We start from the raw sequence: 16,281 nt of genomic DNA on the forward strand, positions 1-16,281 counted from the left end.
AAAAAAAAAGAGATTGAGACATTACTGGCACATCACAAGCGTGGAAATCGAAACAGGAAAGTTGAGAGTACTGCTAATTGATGAATGCCATTTAATGTGGGGAGATTTAAGTGGTTACGTATGGGGAAAAAGTGACCAAGAAATAGCAGTCCCAGTTGTTAACGAACGAGATAAGCAGACATACTACGGGGCAATTGACTATCTGCAAGGAAAATTAGTTCTCAAAGCTTATGATGCGGGAAATTCCAAAAATACTATTGATTACCTACAATATCTGCTAGCTGACTCTCCCGATCAGCAATTACTAATTTTTTGGGATGGCGCTAGTTACCACCGTTCTAAAGAAGTTCGAGGTTTTTTGGACGAGGTAAATATCGGGTTGTCATCTGAACAATGGAAAATACATTGCGAACGCTAAAGCTCCCAATTGCCCAGTACAAAATCCCATTGAGGATATTTGGTTGCAGGCTAAAACATGGGTTCGACGTTTTTGTGCTTTGATTCCAACATTTTCCCATTTAAAGTGGATGTTTTAGTGGTTTATCCGACACACGACCTTTGATTTCACTACTCTCCAGATGTACGGAGTTTTTTCAAAAATCAAATAGGAGTCCTATAGTAGATAAAAATGTTGAACAACACGCTACTCGAAAAGTTGCAGAAGCATTTGTCCGATATCTTTACACTCCAGAGGTACAAAGAGAATTTGCCAAAATAGGGTTTCGTCCTGTTGATACTGCGATCGCAAAAGAACTGACTAGCAATTTTCCTCAAATTAAAACTCTGTTGAAAGCTGAGGATTTAGGAGGCTGGAACAGTATTGGGCAGAAATTTTTTAGTGAAGGTGCTATTTTTGACAAAATTCAAGCTCAGAAACCTTTAAGCTAAATTGCTGAAATTTTTCCACTCTACATTTGAGGATTCTGGACTATGAGTCATACTAAAAAAAGGCTCATGATTTCAGCGATCGCTAACTATATTTCCCAACAACCATTTGATTGAGGAGATCGTTTAAACTGGGTTGACATTATTGATGAAAACTTATTAGTAGGGAGGTGAAGTAATGAACCAGTCTCACGAGGAAGACAAAAATAAATTCCTTAATTTGATCCCCAAAGGCCACAATCTTACTTTCCCCTAACCCGTAATTCTTTACTTAAAGTTCAATCTGACAGCATCACATCAGATATTGACTCATCAGACTCAAGCCGCTTGCCCAAGCTGATAACATCGTCAACAACATTAGGACTTACGCATTGACAGAAGCAATTAAATATGAATATGGGTTTTCAGACATTTAAGTTTGATTTTTTCACCATTAGCCAGCGATGCCTGCGGCGGGCTGCGCCTACGCTAGTGATCTAAAGCTAGTAGCGAATGGTCTGAAACAACGGATTTTCGTTGATACACATGATAGTCATTTTGTACAGTGCGTAAGTCCTGAACATATCCCAAATGTTGGTAAAACTTAATAACTTCGCTATTTGTAGTCCGCACTTGCAAATTAATTTTGGGGCAACCTACTTCCACAAGGAGTTGTTCGGCTTCTAGCATCATCAACTTTCCAATTCCTTGACGCTGATATTGCGGGGCAACTGCAAGGTAATTTATCCAACCTCTATGCCCCTCATATCCTGCCATAACTGTTGCTACAATCTCCTACCCAATTATACTTACAAGAAAAAGATGGGGTTGTACACAAAGCTTTCGCTCAATGTCCTTTTTGGGATCATTCCAGGGTTGAGTTAAACCACACCGCATCCATAGGGCGATGACGGCAGACTCATCAGTAAGTTCAAAAGCTCGGATTTCCATGCCCGCCATAGTAATAGTTGTATGCTTGCTTTTTACTCTCGTTCATGAGACTATAAGCTTCATTCAAAATACGTTATTTTCGACCGATTAACAGTACTTTCCTTTAGAAATGCTTTCAGTGGCTAAAACAAGCAGTAGAAAATAGAGGACGTAGTATATCAGCTTAAGCTTTCACCTACAAAACCAGAAATATACAGCTTGCTTCAGTAGCAAATGCATCAAGAAAGCAATGACTACACATCTGACGAAAAAACTACCTTTCCACAACCAGAAGGAACCTGTGAAGAAGTCATCAAATCGATGCAGAAAACTTATCTAATTTGTTAATGCCATTCGTCATGGGGCGATCGAAATATGACATCATCAAACACCTCTAACACTCTTGGTCGGCTCGGCCCCTTTGAAGCATCAATTGGTATGCGTAACTCCTTTGCCAGAAATGTTTGGCGGTTACGACACTGGATGGCCCCGTATAGCTGGCGCATTGCGTTAGCGCTGCTGTTTGCTATGCTCTCGGCAACCGCCGCCGTCTTAGTACCAATCGTGGTTAGTCGAGTGGTAGTGGACGGTATCCTGATGCACAATTACCGGACAGATTTGCCAGACTATGGACAAACGGCGTTAATCCATTGGTTGGCGATCGCGCTGGGCACCAAGCAAATAATCGCAGCCTGCGTAGTCGGCTTACTCTGGGTGGTGCTGTGGTCTGGCTTTGGGTACGCCTTCCGCACCCAGTTGTCCCGTGCAGCACTATTGGGTCTGAGCGACTTGCGCCGGGATCTGTTTGCCCATGTCGAGCATCTACCTGCTGCTTTTTATGACCGGGTTATGGTTGGGCAGGTATTGACTCGGATCGCTAACGATATCGAGAGCTTGTCTGAACTGCTGACTGGTGTCGGTGCGCTGGCTGGAGAATTGATTCCCCTGGTTGTTGCCGTTAGCGTAATGCTGTCTCTGGATGCGATACTGGTAGCAAAGCTATCACCCTTATTGATTTTTGTGGCGGCTGTGATCGTCACGTTCAGATATTATTCTAGTCCGATTTATCAGATCATTCGTGCCACCTTATCGCGCCTCAACGAGCATTTGCATGAAAACTTATCAGGTATTGAAATCGTGCAGATGTCAGGGCGGGAGGCACTGAGCTTTAAACAGTACTCTGCTATTAACGATGCCAATCGGGTGGCTGAGACTAAGGCCATCATGGCAGAGACCGTATACAACCCGATCGTCGACAATATATCTTATTTGGCGATCGCTTGCATCCTTTGGTTCGGCGGGCAACATATACTTAGCCACACTACCACCTTGGGATCGGTCGTGTTGTTCTTGCAATTTAGCGACATGCTGTTTCGTCCGATTGTGGCGTTGGGCGATCAAGCTAATGCAGTGTTCCGAGCGGCGGCAGCTTGCGATCGCATATTCCGGCTGCTGGACTGGAAAGAGTCTTTATCCGTGCCGTCGCAGCCGATACCCTTGCCCGAAGGCTTACATGGCCGTATCGAGTTTCGTGACCTGAGTTTCCGTTACGAAACTGGCGAATCGGTTATCCAGCACTTCAATCTGAATGTAGCACCCGGTGAGAACATCGCCATTGTCGGGCCTACTGGCTCTGGCAAGACCACGCTAACCCGGCTCATCTGCCGTTTTTACGATGTGCCTGAAAAAAGCTTGTTCATTGACGGCATCGACATTATGCAGATAGACCCTGCACAGATCCGTAAGCGTGTAGGTGTAATCTTTCAAGACTTTCATCTGTTCCCTGGTACCGTCTATGACAACATTGCATTGGGGTACAAGTATCATCGGAACAGAAAACCGGGATAAGAAGCATTACATGAATACTACAAAAAATTTTAGGTGCTGAAACTCTTGATTTATCGTTAGGCAGTAGTTAGTGATTTGAAAAGTGAGCTACTACAACTTTCAAAAAAATCCTTACGCAATAAGGCTTTTAAGCTTAACCCAGTTTTCTGTTCCATTGATACTCACACCCCGAGTATCACATCGTTATGCGCTAGCTCATCAAAAGTTGATCCATTTAAACGCTATTCTCACTGCCTCCATTGTGCTTGGTAGTGGTTTGATGACCTTAATCGTTGTTGGCGTGGGTGGAAGCCAAGTATTGGCTGGGCAAATGAGCGTCGGCACGCTGACAGCTTTCATCTTTTATCTGGCTATGATTCTTGGGGTAATCAAGGAGAGCAGTTTTGTAGTGTATGCTTTGCTCAATGCCAGTACAGCTGCAACCAGAGTATTTGAGATCGTGGATGAAAAACCTGAGATTCAAGATGCTCCGGCAGGTTCATCAGCCCAGCGTATCAATGGCGAAATCGCAGTTTACAATCTGTCATATAGTTACCCGGTCGGTGCTGAACTGCGATCGCGTCTGGTTCTAGAAAGGATATCCCTGAGTATCAATCCTGGCGAAATGATTGCCATCATCGGTCGTGTAGGATCTGGCAAATCCACCTTGTTGCGTTTGCTGGCCAGGCAATTGGAGCCTATTAGCGGACAAATCAAAGTAGATGGGCAAGACCTTCGAGACATCCCGCTAAGTCATCTACGCGAGAACCTGTCATTTGTCCCCCAGGATACTTTCCTATTCGCTGCACCAATTTCGGAGAACATCTCATTCGATAACCCGGAGCGATCGCCCGAATCTATTTGGCAGGCTGCGCGAGCTGCACAGCTTGAGGCAACGATCAACAAATTCAATGCAGGCTTATCCACACTGATTGGTGAGCGTGGGGTAACTTTATCGGGTGGACAGAAGCAGAGAACCAGTCTAGCCCGTGGACTGATTCGCCAGACCCCTATCTTGCTGCTGGATGACTGCTTTTCTGCGTTGGATACCAGAACCGAAGCTTTAGTTCTATCGCAATTGCGAGCAGTCAGGGAGGGACTCACCACAATACTGGTTTCTCACCGGATTTTGGCGGCACGTTATGTAGACAGGATATACGTACTTGAGCAAGGGCAGATCGTGGAAACTGGCAGTCATGACGAACTAATTTCCCAAGATGGGTATTACGCCAAGCTCAATGGTATGCAAGACGAAACTTGAACTGTCGTGAATCAAACTCAATTGCTCAATCAATTCTTCCAAACTCCAAGCACTCCACCTTCAGCCCAGACAATCTACAGAGGGATGGGTACTAAATTTTAACCACGCACTTTTTTATCACAAAGGTAAAGGGCAAAGGGCAGTTCTTGCTGAAGGAATGTTGTCCTTTGCCCTCTGCTGTAACCAGACGGGTCTTGGGTTTAAGATCCCCCTCGACCTAACTGCCATCCAAATGGTCTGCTGGACTTGGACTTGCAGGAACAGCAATAGCTGGTGCTGCTGGCCTTGCTCAAACTAGCAAAAATGAGCCGGACTTTTCAGTGAGCAAGCAGGGAGATAACTTGAAAGTTGAAACCCCAAGTTCTGAGCCAATGGATGGACACTAAGAAAGTAAAGATGAGAGTCTGGGCTTTTTGTATTATTTTTTGAACCATTTATAGTTGCTAATAGAGAGTGAGAGCGTGTATGCTGTCATACAAACAGTCTGCCAGTCAGACCGCCGACTATGACCAAACTCGACCGAGTGCCAGTAGCACAGCTTCCCGATAAGTACGGGATTGTTAAATCTGTTCTCTACGATCGCATCAATCGGTTAAGCATCAAGCCAACCAAAATCGGCAATAAGTCTTGTGTCAGTGGAGAGCAGTTAGATCTGCTTGACCAGCGTTCGTTGGGGTTGTTTCAGTCCACTGCTACCGCTCAACTTGGTCGTTAGTCTTTTAATAAAAAAATCAATATTAGCAATATCGATATAAAAGAAATGGAATTAATCCCATACAGTTACGAATTCCAGGCTAGTTTGGAAGAATTTTTGGAAATAATGTATTCGTACAGAGGATATAAATTTGATCCAACTGGCTTACAGTCGGATATAAGGAATATTGAAAATATATACCAAAGTCAAGGTGGAAATTTCTGGATTATGAGGAAAAATGCCGCAGTAATTGGAAGTATTGGATTAAAGATATTAAACAAAATAGATAAAATAGGAGAGATCAAAAGGTACTTTATTTTACCTTTATATCAGGGTAAAGGGATAGGTACATTATTAATGGAACATTTATTATTGAATGCAAAAAAAAACGAATTACATATATTAAGATTGGATACGATGAGAAAATCTATTGCAGCAAGGAAGATTTTTGAAAAATATGGATTTCAAGAAATTAATAAATATAATGAAAATGAAATAGCAGAAATATTTATGGAACTCAAATTAAAAAAGTAAAAATTAAAAACAAAAAAAAGAAGACCAACATAAGCCTAAGCCAGGATAAACAGCATGGTTTCTTTGCCAAACTGGTATTTTGATGAATCGAAGATGGCGGGTGTTGATTTTGAAGATGCAGCACAAGCCGAATCGTTTGATCTCAAGCAGCCATCGAGTACGCCTGAAAAAGAGCAAGCCTTGGTGTATCGGCTTGGTATTACATCGGGCCAAATCGTGATTGATTTAGGAGCAGGAACCGGAACATTTGCAATTCAAGCGTCACTGACCGGAGCATCAATTCATCCGGTTGATATTTCTCAAGCGATGCTGACTTATGCTCGAAATAAAGCTCAGAAAGCAGGTGCAACGAACATCCAGTTTCACCGAGCTGGTTTTTTGACCTATGAACACTGCGATCGCTTAGCAGATTTGGTCGTAAGCAAGGCAGCGTTGCACATCCTGCCGGATTTTTGGAAGATGGTTGCATTTTTGAGAATTGCATCAATGCTGAAACCCAGTGGGCGTTTCTTTTTGAGAGATGCGATTTTTTCGTTTCCGCCTGCTGAACACGAAGCCGCGATCCAAGCTTGGATCGAGGCGTAGATATAGCAAAGATACCGTTGGCGAATTCATTGGAGGGGTGATTTTCGGTAACTTTCTTTGACGGGTTTCCACGACAGCACAAGGATTTTCAGCGTTAAGAAATATTTCGCCAACAGTATCTTCGCTATATCTACCCCAAACTGGTTGATAAATTTTATACTTTAATTCTCCCTTTAATTTATTTTCTGCCGTAATTGATACCAAGTATCAAAGATTTGTTGCAGAGATTTTTGGAAATAATCGTCAAATGACTTGCTAGCAATCTTTTTGAGATACCTCATCAAGATGATTTCTCGTTTAAATCAGTATTTTATTTGTAAATAAAATCACCATTAACTTAAATATCATTTTTAGCGTAGGCGCAGCCCGCCGAAGGCATCGCTTGTTTTTGATCCGACTTCACAAAATCGCGTTGCTCCCGTTCAAGACCAACTTGCCGATGAATAATGGTTGGGTTTGTGATCCAAATCACCCCTACTTGTGAAATTCAGCCATCATGTCTTACTCTGTTGAAACGCCAACTCCAACGAAAACGGCAGGCATCCAGGATTAGTAGCTGCCCACTCGTTAGCTTCTGCAATTAGAGTTTTGTTACCTGAATCGAGATAAAATTGCATTTTGGCACTCTGCTCCAGTCTTTCCCGTTCCTTGCCCCCAATTAAGCATCGTGCAATCAGGCAGTACTCTCTAGCTACACGTTTGGCGTAAGATGCTGCTTGGAGTCGCAACTTAATCAGATTCTTCAGTTCTGACAAAGCGAGAGTTGTTGCTGAATCGCCTGAAGATGTACTTTGCTCGCTAACTTCGGCTTTTTGTAACGCTTCAGGCAGCACAATTGCAGGTGTAGATGCAGTAGGTGGAATACTGACAGAATTGATTAATAAGTTTTTATTATTGTAATTTTCAACCGTGCTAGGGTTAGAAAGGTATTTAAAATTCTTATCTAAAGTACTTTCATTAAGATTTTCAGCTAATTCTATAATATTTGAAGAAACTAATGAATTATCAGAATTATTGACACCTGAAGTTAAAGACAGATTCTTTGGTTGCAATAAATTCAATTCTTCGGAATTAATATTAATTTCCTCAGATCCATCTTGTACCTGTGGTACAAACAATTCTCCTTCAGACACAGCAACTTCTTCAAAACTTGCTGCTGCCAACTGCCCTGTAGGGGCATCGGCAGCCAGAGGTAAACAGTTACAAAAAACCTTCATATAGTAAAAATGACCGTCATTTTCCTTTTGGTAAGGGTTTTCAGCACTTTGTTTTGCAAATGAGTTTTGAAAACTATTAAATTGACCGTCATTGCTTGATTGATAAGGGTTTGAGCTATTTTCTGCCCAGGGGTCTAAAATGTAGCGCGTAGGATGCCACAAATGTAAGTGCTTTTGTAGTGTCTCTTGTGAGATAGTTTTGTGAAAACGACGTTTGTACTCAGCACGTATCGCTTTCCCTCGTTCAGTAGCCCCTGCTGGTAACCCACCATCCCACTCCATTGCTCTTACTACTATCTGAATGCGTTGTTGGGCTTGTTGGCTGCGTTCCCAGTTCTGTTGCTTACGACGGTCAAATGGGATTACGTTGTCTTTGGGTTTATCAATGCTGCTAATGCCTGCTATGGCTTCTGCAAATGTGTTGGCAAATGTACCCAATAGCCGTTCGGGATAACTAATGTAAGCGCTGTACCATTTGTTGCGAATTGTGGATTCTACCCAATGCCGCACTCTAGCTTCGATTTCGTGTTGGTGTCGGCAATATTGGCTGTAGCCAGGGGCGTTAATTGCGGTAGTAAGGCAAAATTCGACTAATTTATCACTCTCTAAGTCTAAAAAGACGATTCCGTACCCTACGAAGATTTGTAGGAGGGTGTTTGTTTGTCCTTTTCCTGTCCAGCCTGTGGTGATGATTTCTTCCCAGTTGGCACGCCACTGGGCAGCATCAGCAGACTCTTGCTTGCGATATCTCTCCCGTGAAATTTGTTTTTTGGCTTTGTTCGCTACCCGTTTTAGTTTAGTTAAATCTTGCCGACTGGCCGCGCGATCGCAATAATCGAGGAAGATAGAAACTGAGTCACTAATTGGTTGTAGGTCATCATTCAGTAAAAATGACCCGCTACCCGGTTGCATGGGGCAACGGATGGCCTTGTAGTTAGTTATTTGTTTGGCACTATATGGTTTGGTATTGGGGAAGATTTCTAGGTGTCCTTGGCGGAGGATAAAGCCTGCGTTTCTTAAAGTAATCTCTAGGGCGCAGGCTAGGGGAAAGGTGGGTAGGGGGGATGCGAAGCTTAGGATCAGGTGATAGCCGCCACTAAAGCTTGACTGGAGGATGATGATATCGACTATGCCGATGTCCTCTAGCGCTGCCTTGATGCGATTTATAGATTCAATGTTATGGTAGTCGCCTTCTAAGTCTAAATCGATTGTGGCGTAACGAGTTGTGTCGTTAAAGCGCAGACCTACTAGTTTCGACTTGTCTTGGTGCAGTTTCCACAGTTGGGAGGGTTGGAGGTAATAATCGATGGTACGCCATGCTGGTTTTGTACCTTCTACTAAAGAAGGGGCAACTATTGCCCCAAATGGATGCCAAAAGCGCTCTACGTAGCGTTTACCTACGGATTCTGCGGGCAGGTGGGGTTTGATTTTCTTTTTTGAAGGCTGTGAAAGGCTTAATTGGGGCTTGTTCTCGACATCTGAAGAGAAATTTTCTTGGTACATGAGTGACTGTCCTGATGATTTTTGTGCATCAGGTAGTCTCGCTGTTGGTCAAAATGTGTTAGCCTAAATTTGAAATTTTATTTTGAATTAAGCGGTTGGTTATCCGCTTGTTGGAGGCGACTGGTAATCGTCTCATGGTTGAAAGCAAACAGAGGTTTATACTTGTTTAGGCTTAGACATACGTAGGCTTAGGCTAAGATTTAGTCCAACACGCTTCACCAACAACAATGCGACTACCCAACTTTTTTTTTGGTAATTATTTAAATGAGGCAGTTCTAGGGAAGTTGTCAATAAATCGACAAAAGAGTTTTGGGATAACAATGCAAAGCTAGTAACACCGACAGGTGTCACGTCACATTGGCTCTTGTTAGTACAACTGGTGAAGATGAAATTACTCATACTCCACCACCGAGTTAAAAAACAAAAAACAGTCAAATATCTTGATACGAGTTCAGCACCCACAATAGTGAACTCGTATTGCAATTAGTATTGAGATGCTAATCTAGTAAGTAATGTTAAATTGTGGGATAAATTCTCTGCTAGATTAACTGCTTACAGCTACCTATGCAGCACAAATCTTATCCTTTTTTCTATTTGTAGAAACTTCCATTGCTTTCATTTGGGTCTTATAATCTTCCCACGTTTTTTCAAATACGTCAGACTCATACATCCGCAATAAAACCTCTTCTTTATCAGTTAAATTTGGGAGTTTTAACAACTCCGCTAAAGATACCTGAACTGGGAAAACATCACTAAACTTTTGCATTAAGTGAAATATTCTCTTCCTTTGTGACGCAGATGGTTCATCCTGCAATTCTGCATCAATTTGTCGCGGACGTAGATTCACAATTTCTAAGCTCATATTCACTAAATTCCTCAATCCAAACACAACAAACTCATTAGTTATACCAATAACCCGTCCCACAATTTCCAACTCGGGCCGCAGTCTCTTCTTGAATTGATATACTTGGTCAAGCTGGAAACGCCGAAACGGATTGCGCTCGCCATTCAGCATCCAAGCAATACCATCGCCTATACTACCTATCTCATCTGCCTCCAGAAGGTCTATTACCTGGTAACAGATATCTTGATTGCAAACAAACTTGTACGCTGCATCAATACTCCGGTTAAATTCCATCTCCAGTGCAACAACTGCCTTAAATTTTTCCATTTCTCGTAATTGAGAAATTAATTCAAAAACTTTCTTGCCCTTGTGATAACTACCAACACTTATATTTAGATTCTCCGAGACCTCCTGAATCACTCGCTTGCCCTTACCTAATTGAGACTTACTCTCAGTTACCGAATGATTCAAATTTGAATCATTCGATTGATTCAAACGACGAGCGCTTTGGCGCTGTCTTTCTTTCGCTTGGGGACGAAGTACACTCTCCCAGTACTGCCCCTCGTGAAATTTCTGGTAATGAGTCTTCCCACCTTCCCGGTGGAGATTAAAGTCAAGCACTAGTTTCAAATCTTCTTCAGGCGAACCAGACTCGACAAATTCCACTTTCACAGTGGAAATTCCTAACTGGCGAGCTATCTGCAAGCGACACTTACCTGCCAAGACTACATTGACACCAGTACGTGCAGATACCTTTAAAGATTCAAGAATCCCTTTTTCAGAGATACTTTTTTCTAAAGCCGGACGTTCCTCATTCTCACCATATATTTCTATCAGCTTCGGATGAACAACCAACTCCGCAGGAGAAATATATACAATTGCCGGATTCTGCACAAGAGACATATTGATACTCCGGGTCACAAATTGTCACTAAAAAGATAAGTTCAATCTTGAAAAACCTAAGCAGAAACCAGAAAAATCTTAACCAGCAAAACTTGTAGCACTTTCATCCCTTGGAAAAAGTAACAAGTTTAAAAAATAATTAAATCTTGTAAGTAGCAAAATATTACCTACCGGAAAAACTCTCAAAGAGAATTTTCTCGCGCAGGAAACTATTATTTCCAACCCATTGAAAACCAATACGACTGAAGAGATATTTAACGCACTGGTATTGCAAAAAAAGCATCTATCTAAAGATAGATTTGTAAAACTGGGTAAATTCATGATATGATGGCTCTAGATAACTAAATTGACAAAACAAAGTTCCGTCCTGTTTTAGTAACAGGTGGGGTTGTTTTTTCCTCAAAGCCCTGTTTGCAGCAGGGCTTTGAGTGAATCTTTAGGAAAAATGAACTCTACAAAAAAAGTATATCAGGCTTCATTCGATTTGGCAAAATTGTAGGTTTAAGCGGGGTAAATACTAAAATGCCTCATATTCAAGTATTGAATCCTATTGAAAAGCAAGTATTAGAGGATATAGCAGCCAACGGCAGCGATGAAATGATCAAGAGAGCAAACATCCTGCTAGAACTTAATCGTGGGGAAAATCATAAAAATATAGTAAAAAAACTTGGTATAGCGAAGCAAACAGTAACAAACTGGAAGAAAAAGTGGACATCTTGTACCATAACATCGGAAACCTTGGAAGATGCGATCGCAAAGATAAATAATGTATTAGGTGTGAACGCAGGCAGACCTAAGAAGTGCAAGAGCGCAGAGGCGAGCAAAATTGTCGAAATCAGCGAATGGAGCAAGAACCGAAAACCCAGTCGTTCAAAGCACCATTACCATATGCAAGTTGCTGAAGAAGCTACTCGCAGGGGGTTGCCAGCATTATCGCCAAGAAGTATAGGTCGGATCTTGGAAGCGCAACCCTAATAGCATCAAGCTCAAATCAAGCTAACGGGCAATCCTATCTTTTCATTACGCCAAAATAACAACCAAGTCGCCGAAACTATCAAGTTAAAAGGAATGCCTGAATTGTCGCCAACAACAATTAGTTGCCTCCTATAAGCAAAAGGAGCAGTAAGAAAAATTGATAATTCCCTTAAACCATTCCAACCACTGGGATGGTTTAATTTTTGCATCTATAATAATTCAGTCAAAATACATAACGTAGTACAGTCAAGCGTTGGGTAACAAGCGAATAGCACTAATACCATAGCAGTATATTTAGCAACATTGCGATTGTGTTGGTTTAATGGAAGATTTATCGCGCCAAAGTGAGTCAGGCACGGCAAATCGAGAGAGAATAGGTTTGATATCGAAAATTACCCTTTTCGCGCCCAATGCTATGTCTGATACTCCATATCCCCCTTGGCGTGCATCCCCAAAAGCAAACGATGATACCGGATTTGATGATGCGGTAGAGTCATTAAAAAAATCTCTCTTAGCCCCAATTGAGCGGTATTTTGCCGCAACAGAGGATGAACAGGATGTCATTGCTTTGATGCTCGCCAATATTCGCGCACCCAGCACCCGGCGCGAATACCAGAAAGATTTGCGGAAATTCTTTGTGGCGATGACTGGTATTGAGCCGAATGTTGATAGCGTGTTGGAGTTTTTGCACCTGACCGAGAAACGGGCGGTGGCGGTGGTATTGAAATATAAGGCCAAGCTACTGGCTATTGGGTTGAAGGAAGCAACGGTCAACCGTCGCCTCAGCAGTATTAAATCGTTGGTGAAGTTTGCCCGCAAGTTAGGTGTGTGCAGCTACACGCTAGAAGATGTAGAGTTGGAAAAGGTAAAAGCGTATCGAGATACTACCGGGGTGGATGCTCAAAGCATCAACAGTGTAATCCAGCTAATTGAGCGCTCAACTGTTCATGGTCAAAGAGATTATGCGCTGTTGCGGCTGTTGTGGGAAAATTTACCGCGACGCAATGAGGTGAGTCAATTAAATATTAAAGACTTCGACCCACACGAAAGCAGATTGCGGATTTTGGGAAAAGGGCAAGGTACGAATGATGAATGGGTAAAACTATCTGTAGCAACAGTTAATGCTATCTGTGATTGGTTGCAAGTCCGGGGTAATATTACCGCCTCCTCACCTTTATTTATCGCCCTTGATAACCGCAGTAAAGGGCATCGCCTCACTGGGGACGGCATCCGTAAAATTGTGGTCAATTATTTTGATGCAGCTGGTGTGAAAAAGTTAATGTCACCGCACCGCATTCGCCATAGTGGGATTACAACTCTTTTAGAAGCAACAGAAGGAGATGTGCGAAAGACGCAAAAAGTCAGCCGTCATGTCAAGCTAGATGTGCTGATCCAGTATGACGATAACCGTAAAAAAGGTCAGTCAGAGATGACAAATTTATTGGCAGATATGATTGACTAAATGGATGCGTTAGCCAGGAAGTCACCCCCTGATTTGGCTACAAAAGCGATAACAGGCTTTGCTCAAACTGTGCGCCAACGACTCCTGAACAACTCCAACAGTGGCTAACTAACTGTTGCAGACAGTAGTAATCTGACTGCTTTTTGGTAGAGGCGATGACCTCCGGTCGGTCGGAGACCATCGCAAGAAAGCGGGCGCACTCATGCGCTCCAAAATGATAGTGTCAAGGTAGTTATCTTTTCGGGATGACACACTCACTCAGTCGTGTCCAGTCCAGATTTACCTAGACATTACCTAGACATGAGCCAAACAGGGAAAAACAAGAAACTGGCATCTTTTAACTGCGACCAAAAGATGTGGGAGCAGTTTATTGCCCGTTGTAAGTCGAAAGGGACGACGGCAACAGCCACGCTGACCCAATTTATCGAACTCTACCTAGATGATCTAGATAACCTTGATGCAATTGGTGGCGATAATTTAGATAAACGTCTGGACTCTAAGATTAAGGCAAGTGTTGAAGAGTACTTAGTTAGTAGTAACAATAGTAACCCCAGTCTGACGAATGAAACGATATTAGCTATTTGCTCACGACTTGATAAGCTGGAGTCACAGTTGTCAGGCGAATCTAATAGTAACGAAACCGGAGCAATCCATAATCTCGCCGATTTATCAGAAAAAGTGGAGGGGATAACAGCCCGAATGACACAGTTTACTGAGGCGATTATTAAAATTCAAAATCATCTCAACAACCAACCGAGGCGGGGCAATAAATCGTACAACAACAATTCATCCTTCAAAGTGCATACTCCCCGAATGCAACCATTAACGGAAGAAGGTTTAGCTTCAAGACTTGGTGTAAGCGTAGAAACTATACACGAGCAGCGAAATAAGCTGCACCCACCGCTTTTTGTGGCATGGTGCAAGGGCAAGGATAAATCGGGTATGGGGTGGGAATTTAACGAAAATACGGGGTTATATCATCCTGCAAGTTAGTATTTTTATTAATTTCAAGAATTTCTGAATTTACACTGATTCGCTCGTCTTTTTGCGATCGCCAAACAATTATTTTGTTGTCCTCAATAGAAGACATCGCTGTGGCCACTGAAAAAAACTTCTATAAAATATCCTAGAAACGAATGGCAGCCATTCACAGTACCCTCAAGGGTACTTTCTCTATCAAGAACTACTTGAGGGCTTCCATCTCTGTGAGCAATTCTCGATGTTGGTTGACAGTGGTTAAATAATGCTAGTTTATCAGGTTACTTTAAGTATACGCAATTCAGCCCAAATATTTTAAGTGATATTACTGAGTGATAGATTACTATTTAATTTTAATCCAATAATTGTCTATGTGATATTAGGTAGATTATACCTTTTAGACTCTCTTCATTTAGGAATTACAAAGTTTTCTGCTGAAAATAGCCACTTGCTATAGACGTATATAAAATAACATTATTAAGATGTAGCAGGTGCTAAAGAACAAATAGATTAAAAGCTATTTTATACCTGCAACGCAACTTTCAAAAAGATGGTTGTAGATTAGCACTCCAAGCTAACCAGGCATTAGGGTTTAGGGGAGTGAGTTTTTCATGATTAGAGGAGGGATAATACCAGTCCAGTTACAAAGAGGAAGACACGAGTGACTGACATTGTAACTGGACAGATTGTGCGAGTGCGATCGCGGCAATATCTTGTAGAAGAAGTTGTGTCGAAACCGTCTCCAGAGCAAGACACTAAAGTTAGCCTTTCTTGTTTAGAAGATGATGCGTTAGGAGAATCGCTAGAAGTCCTATGGGAACGGGAAATAGATGCCAAAATCGTAGGGGCAACATCATGGGATTCCATAGCGAATCGAGGTTTTGATAATCCGCGTCTGTTTTCTGCCTACCTGCACACATTACGGTGGAATTGCGTAACCTCCACAGATGCCAAGCTTTTCCAAGCGCCCTACCGAGCAGGTATAGAAGTTAAAGCGTATCAGCTAGAACCACTGCGTAAAGCTTTACTGATGCCGAGAGTCGGTTTGTTTATTGCCGATGATGTCGGTTTGGGGAAAACCATCGAGGCAGGGCTGATACTGCGTGAGATGCTGATGCGGCAAAAAGTTAGGCGAGTAGTTATCTCGTGTCCGCCATCGGTAGTGCGTCAGTGGCAAGAAGAAATGGAGAGTCGCTTTGGACTCACATTCATGATTCTTGACCGTGAGTTTATTGCTGCCCGTCGTCAAGAAAGGGGTTATGGAATTAACCCTTGGATGACACATACTAGGTTCATTATTTCCCACGCCTTGCTACGAGATGAAACCTATGCCGCACCGTTACGGGACTGGCTTGGTGATTTTGCAGCAGCTTCCATGCTCATCCTTGACGAAGCTCACAATGCTGCACCTGCGAGTGGTGCAAAGTATGCCGTTGATTCCCAACTTACCAAAACTGTTCGAGATGGGAGCAATGCGATTTTGTGAGGTCGGACAAAAAAAGTGCGATCGCTAAAAATTATATTCAAGTACGGAGTGATTTTATTTACAAATAAAATATTGATTCGCAGGAGAATTCATCTTGATGAGATATCTCAAAAAGATTGCTAGTAAGTCATTTGACGATTATTTCCCAAAATATCTGTAACAAGCCTTTGATATTTAGTATCAATTACAGCAACCAATAGCTAAAGATGAGAACGCAA

At 42.4% G+C, this 16,281-nt stretch carries 17 protein-coding genes and 1 pseudogene; 11 read left to right on the plus strand and 7 right to left on the minus strand.

Features of this window, described 5'->3' with window-relative positions; all coding sequences use genetic code 11:
• Window positions 1-608, plus strand: a pseudogene (locus F8S12_RS26045) (IS630 family transposase); the annotation flags it as partial.
• On the plus strand, window positions 559-888 hold the full coding sequence (locus tag F8S12_RS26050; RefSeq protein WP_196519190.1) for a hypothetical protein: 330 nt from the start codon (window positions 559-561) through the stop codon (window positions 886-888). The pseudogene F8S12_RS26045 and the gene F8S12_RS26050, both read left to right, overlap by 50 nt.
• 465 nt (window positions 889-1,353) lie before the next feature.
• Here F8S12_RS26050 and F8S12_RS26055 read toward each other — a convergent pair whose 3' ends face one another.
• Both F8S12_RS26055 and F8S12_RS26060 read right to left on the minus strand, forming a co-directional pair.
• On the minus strand, window positions 1,354-1,656 hold the full coding sequence (locus tag F8S12_RS26055; protein WP_331001449.1) for a GNAT family N-acetyltransferase: 303 nt from the start codon (window positions 1,654-1,656) through the stop codon (window positions 1,354-1,356).
• Window positions 1,657-1,659: 3 nt separating this feature from the next.
• Window positions 1,660-1,824 (minus strand): hypothetical protein, encoded by a 165-nt coding sequence (locus F8S12_RS26060; RefSeq protein WP_196519192.1) that lies wholly within the window; start codon window positions 1,822-1,824, stop codon window positions 1,660-1,662.
• Between the two features lie 345 nt (window positions 1,825-2,169).
• Between F8S12_RS26060 and F8S12_RS26065 the strand changes: the two genes are divergently transcribed.
• From F8S12_RS26065 to F8S12_RS26085, 5 genes are all read left to right on the plus strand, one after another.
• Window positions 2,170-3,642 (plus strand): ABC transporter ATP-binding protein, encoded by a 1,473-nt coding sequence (locus F8S12_RS26065; RefSeq protein WP_196519193.1) that lies wholly within the window; start codon window positions 2,170-2,172, stop codon window positions 3,640-3,642.
• Between the two features lie 259 nt (window positions 3,643-3,901).
• A complete protein-coding gene (locus F8S12_RS26070) occupies window positions 3,902-4,882 on the plus strand; it encodes an ABC transporter ATP-binding protein (RefSeq protein WP_196519194.1) in 981 nt (326 codons plus the stop codon).
• Window positions 4,883-5,387: 505 nt separating this feature from the next.
• The gene (locus tag F8S12_RS26075; protein ID WP_196519195.1) at window positions 5,388-5,597 is read left to right on the plus strand and encodes a hypothetical protein; all 210 of its coding nucleotides are present in this window, start codon (window positions 5,388-5,390) and stop codon (window positions 5,595-5,597) included.
• Window positions 5,598-5,642: 45 nt separating this feature from the next.
• Window positions 5,643-6,110, plus strand: a complete 468-nt coding sequence (locus tag F8S12_RS26080; RefSeq protein WP_196519196.1) for a GNAT family N-acetyltransferase — start codon at window positions 5,643-5,645, stop codon at window positions 6,108-6,110.
• A 54-nt stretch (window positions 6,111-6,164) separates the two neighbouring features.
• Window positions 6,165-6,695, plus strand: a complete 531-nt coding sequence (locus tag F8S12_RS26085; protein WP_196519197.1) for a class I SAM-dependent methyltransferase — start codon at window positions 6,165-6,167, stop codon at window positions 6,693-6,695.
• A 337-nt stretch (window positions 6,696-7,032) separates the two neighbouring features.
• On the opposite strand, the gene F8S12_RS41760 is transcribed toward F8S12_RS26085, so the two are convergent.
• The 4 genes from F8S12_RS41760 to F8S12_RS26100 all read right to left on the minus strand — a co-directional run bounded on the left by F8S12_RS41760 (window position 7,033) and on the right by F8S12_RS26100 (window position 11,162).
• Window positions 7,033-7,167, minus strand: a complete 135-nt coding sequence (locus tag F8S12_RS41760) for a hypothetical protein (RefSeq protein WP_269144850.1) — start codon at window positions 7,165-7,167, stop codon at window positions 7,033-7,035.
• Window positions 7,168-7,189: 22 nt separating this feature from the next.
• Window positions 7,190-9,415 (minus strand): hypothetical protein, encoded by a 2,226-nt coding sequence (locus F8S12_RS26090; protein WP_196519198.1) that lies wholly within the window; start codon window positions 9,413-9,415, stop codon window positions 7,190-7,192.
• A gap of 156 nt (window positions 9,416-9,571) precedes the next feature.
• A complete protein-coding gene (locus F8S12_RS26095) occupies window positions 9,572-9,814 on the minus strand; it encodes a hypothetical protein (RefSeq protein ID WP_196519199.1) in 243 nt (80 codons plus the stop codon).
• A 163-nt stretch (window positions 9,815-9,977) separates the two neighbouring features.
• Window positions 9,978-11,162, minus strand: coding sequence for a hypothetical protein (locus F8S12_RS26100; protein WP_196519200.1), 1,185 nt, complete (start codon window positions 11,160-11,162; stop codon window positions 9,978-9,980).
• 522 nt (window positions 11,163-11,684) lie between these two features.
• Between F8S12_RS26100 and F8S12_RS26105 the strand changes: the two genes are divergently transcribed.
• Complete coding sequence (locus F8S12_RS26105; protein ID WP_196519201.1) at window positions 11,685-12,137, plus strand: helix-turn-helix domain-containing protein; 453 nt, start codon at window positions 11,685-11,687, stop codon at window positions 12,135-12,137.
• A gap of 11 nt (window positions 12,138-12,148) precedes the next feature.
• Here F8S12_RS26105 and F8S12_RS26110 read toward each other — a convergent pair whose 3' ends face one another.
• Window positions 12,149-12,346 carry a hypothetical protein gene (locus tag F8S12_RS26110; protein ID WP_196519202.1) on the minus strand — a complete coding sequence of 66 codons (198 nt, stop codon included), beginning with the start codon at window positions 12,344-12,346 and terminating at the stop codon, window positions 12,149-12,151.
• Window positions 12,347-12,459: 113 nt separating this feature from the next.
• On the opposite strand from F8S12_RS26110, the gene F8S12_RS26115 reads away from it, so the two are divergent.
• The 3 genes from F8S12_RS26115 to F8S12_RS42080 all read left to right on the plus strand — a co-directional run bounded on the left by F8S12_RS26115 (window position 12,460) and on the right by F8S12_RS42080 (window position 16,063).
• Window positions 12,460-13,599 carry a tyrosine-type recombinase/integrase gene (locus F8S12_RS26115; RefSeq protein ID WP_196519203.1) on the plus strand — a complete coding sequence of 380 codons (1,140 nt, stop codon included), beginning with the start codon at window positions 12,460-12,462 and terminating at the stop codon, window positions 13,597-13,599.
• A gap of 264 nt (window positions 13,600-13,863) precedes the next feature.
• Window positions 13,864-14,592: a hypothetical protein gene (locus F8S12_RS26120; RefSeq protein WP_331001447.1), complete on the plus strand. Its 729-nt coding sequence runs from the start codon at window positions 13,864-13,866 to the stop codon at window positions 14,590-14,592.
• A gap of 646 nt (window positions 14,593-15,238) precedes the next feature.
• The gene (locus tag F8S12_RS42080; protein WP_331001448.1) at window positions 15,239-16,063 is read left to right on the plus strand and encodes an SNF2-related protein; all 825 of its coding nucleotides are present in this window, start codon (window positions 15,239-15,241) and stop codon (window positions 16,061-16,063) included.
• Window positions 16,064-16,281 lie beyond the last annotated feature (218 nt).

It is taken from the genome of Nostoc sp. WHI (assembly GCF_015714725.1).
In the GTDB taxonomy this organism is placed as follows: Bacteria; Cyanobacteriota; Cyanobacteriia; order Cyanobacteriales; family Nostocaceae; genus Nostoc.

What these genes read in the sequence shown, in the direction of transcription:
- F8S12_RS26070 (WP_196519194.1), top strand. Translation starts at nt 3,902, where the DNA reads ATGACCTTAATCGTTGTTGGCGTGGGTGGAAGCCAAGTATTGGCTGGG.
- F8S12_RS26115 (WP_196519203.1), top strand. Translation starts at nt 12,460, where the DNA reads ATGGAAGATTTATCGCGCCAAAGTGAGTCAGGCACGGCAAATCGAGAG.
- F8S12_RS26075 (WP_196519195.1), top strand. Translation starts at nt 5,388, where the DNA reads ATGACCAAACTCGACCGAGTGCCAGTAGCACAGCTTCCCGATAAGTAC.
- F8S12_RS26080 (WP_196519196.1), top strand. Translation starts at nt 5,643, where the DNA reads ATGGAATTAATCCCATACAGTTACGAATTCCAGGCTAGTTTGGAAGAA.
- F8S12_RS26065 (WP_196519193.1), top strand. Translation starts at nt 2,170, where the DNA reads ATGACATCATCAAACACCTCTAACACTCTTGGTCGGCTCGGCCCCTTT.
- F8S12_RS26110 (WP_196519202.1), bottom strand. Translation starts at nt 12,346, where the DNA reads ATGCAAAAATTAAACCATCCCAGTGGTTGGAATGGTTTAAGGGAATTA.
- F8S12_RS26100 (WP_196519200.1), bottom strand. Translation starts at nt 11,162, where the DNA reads ATGTCTCTTGTGCAGAATCCGGCAATTGTATATATTTCTCCTGCGGAG.
- F8S12_RS26085 (WP_196519197.1), top strand. Translation starts at nt 6,165, where the DNA reads ATGGTTTCTTTGCCAAACTGGTATTTTGATGAATCGAAGATGGCGGGT.
- F8S12_RS26095 (WP_196519199.1), bottom strand. Translation starts at nt 9,814, where the DNA reads ATGAGTAATTTCATCTTCACCAGTTGTACTAACAAGAGCCAATGTGAC.
- F8S12_RS26090 (WP_196519198.1), bottom strand. Translation starts at nt 9,415, where the DNA reads ATGTACCAAGAAAATTTCTCTTCAGATGTCGAGAACAAGCCCCAATTA.
- F8S12_RS26060 (WP_196519192.1), bottom strand. Translation starts at nt 1,824, where the DNA reads ATGGCGGGCATGGAAATCCGAGCTTTTGAACTTACTGATGAGTCTGCC.
- F8S12_RS26105 (WP_196519201.1), top strand. Translation starts at nt 11,685, where the DNA reads ATGCCTCATATTCAAGTATTGAATCCTATTGAAAAGCAAGTATTAGAG.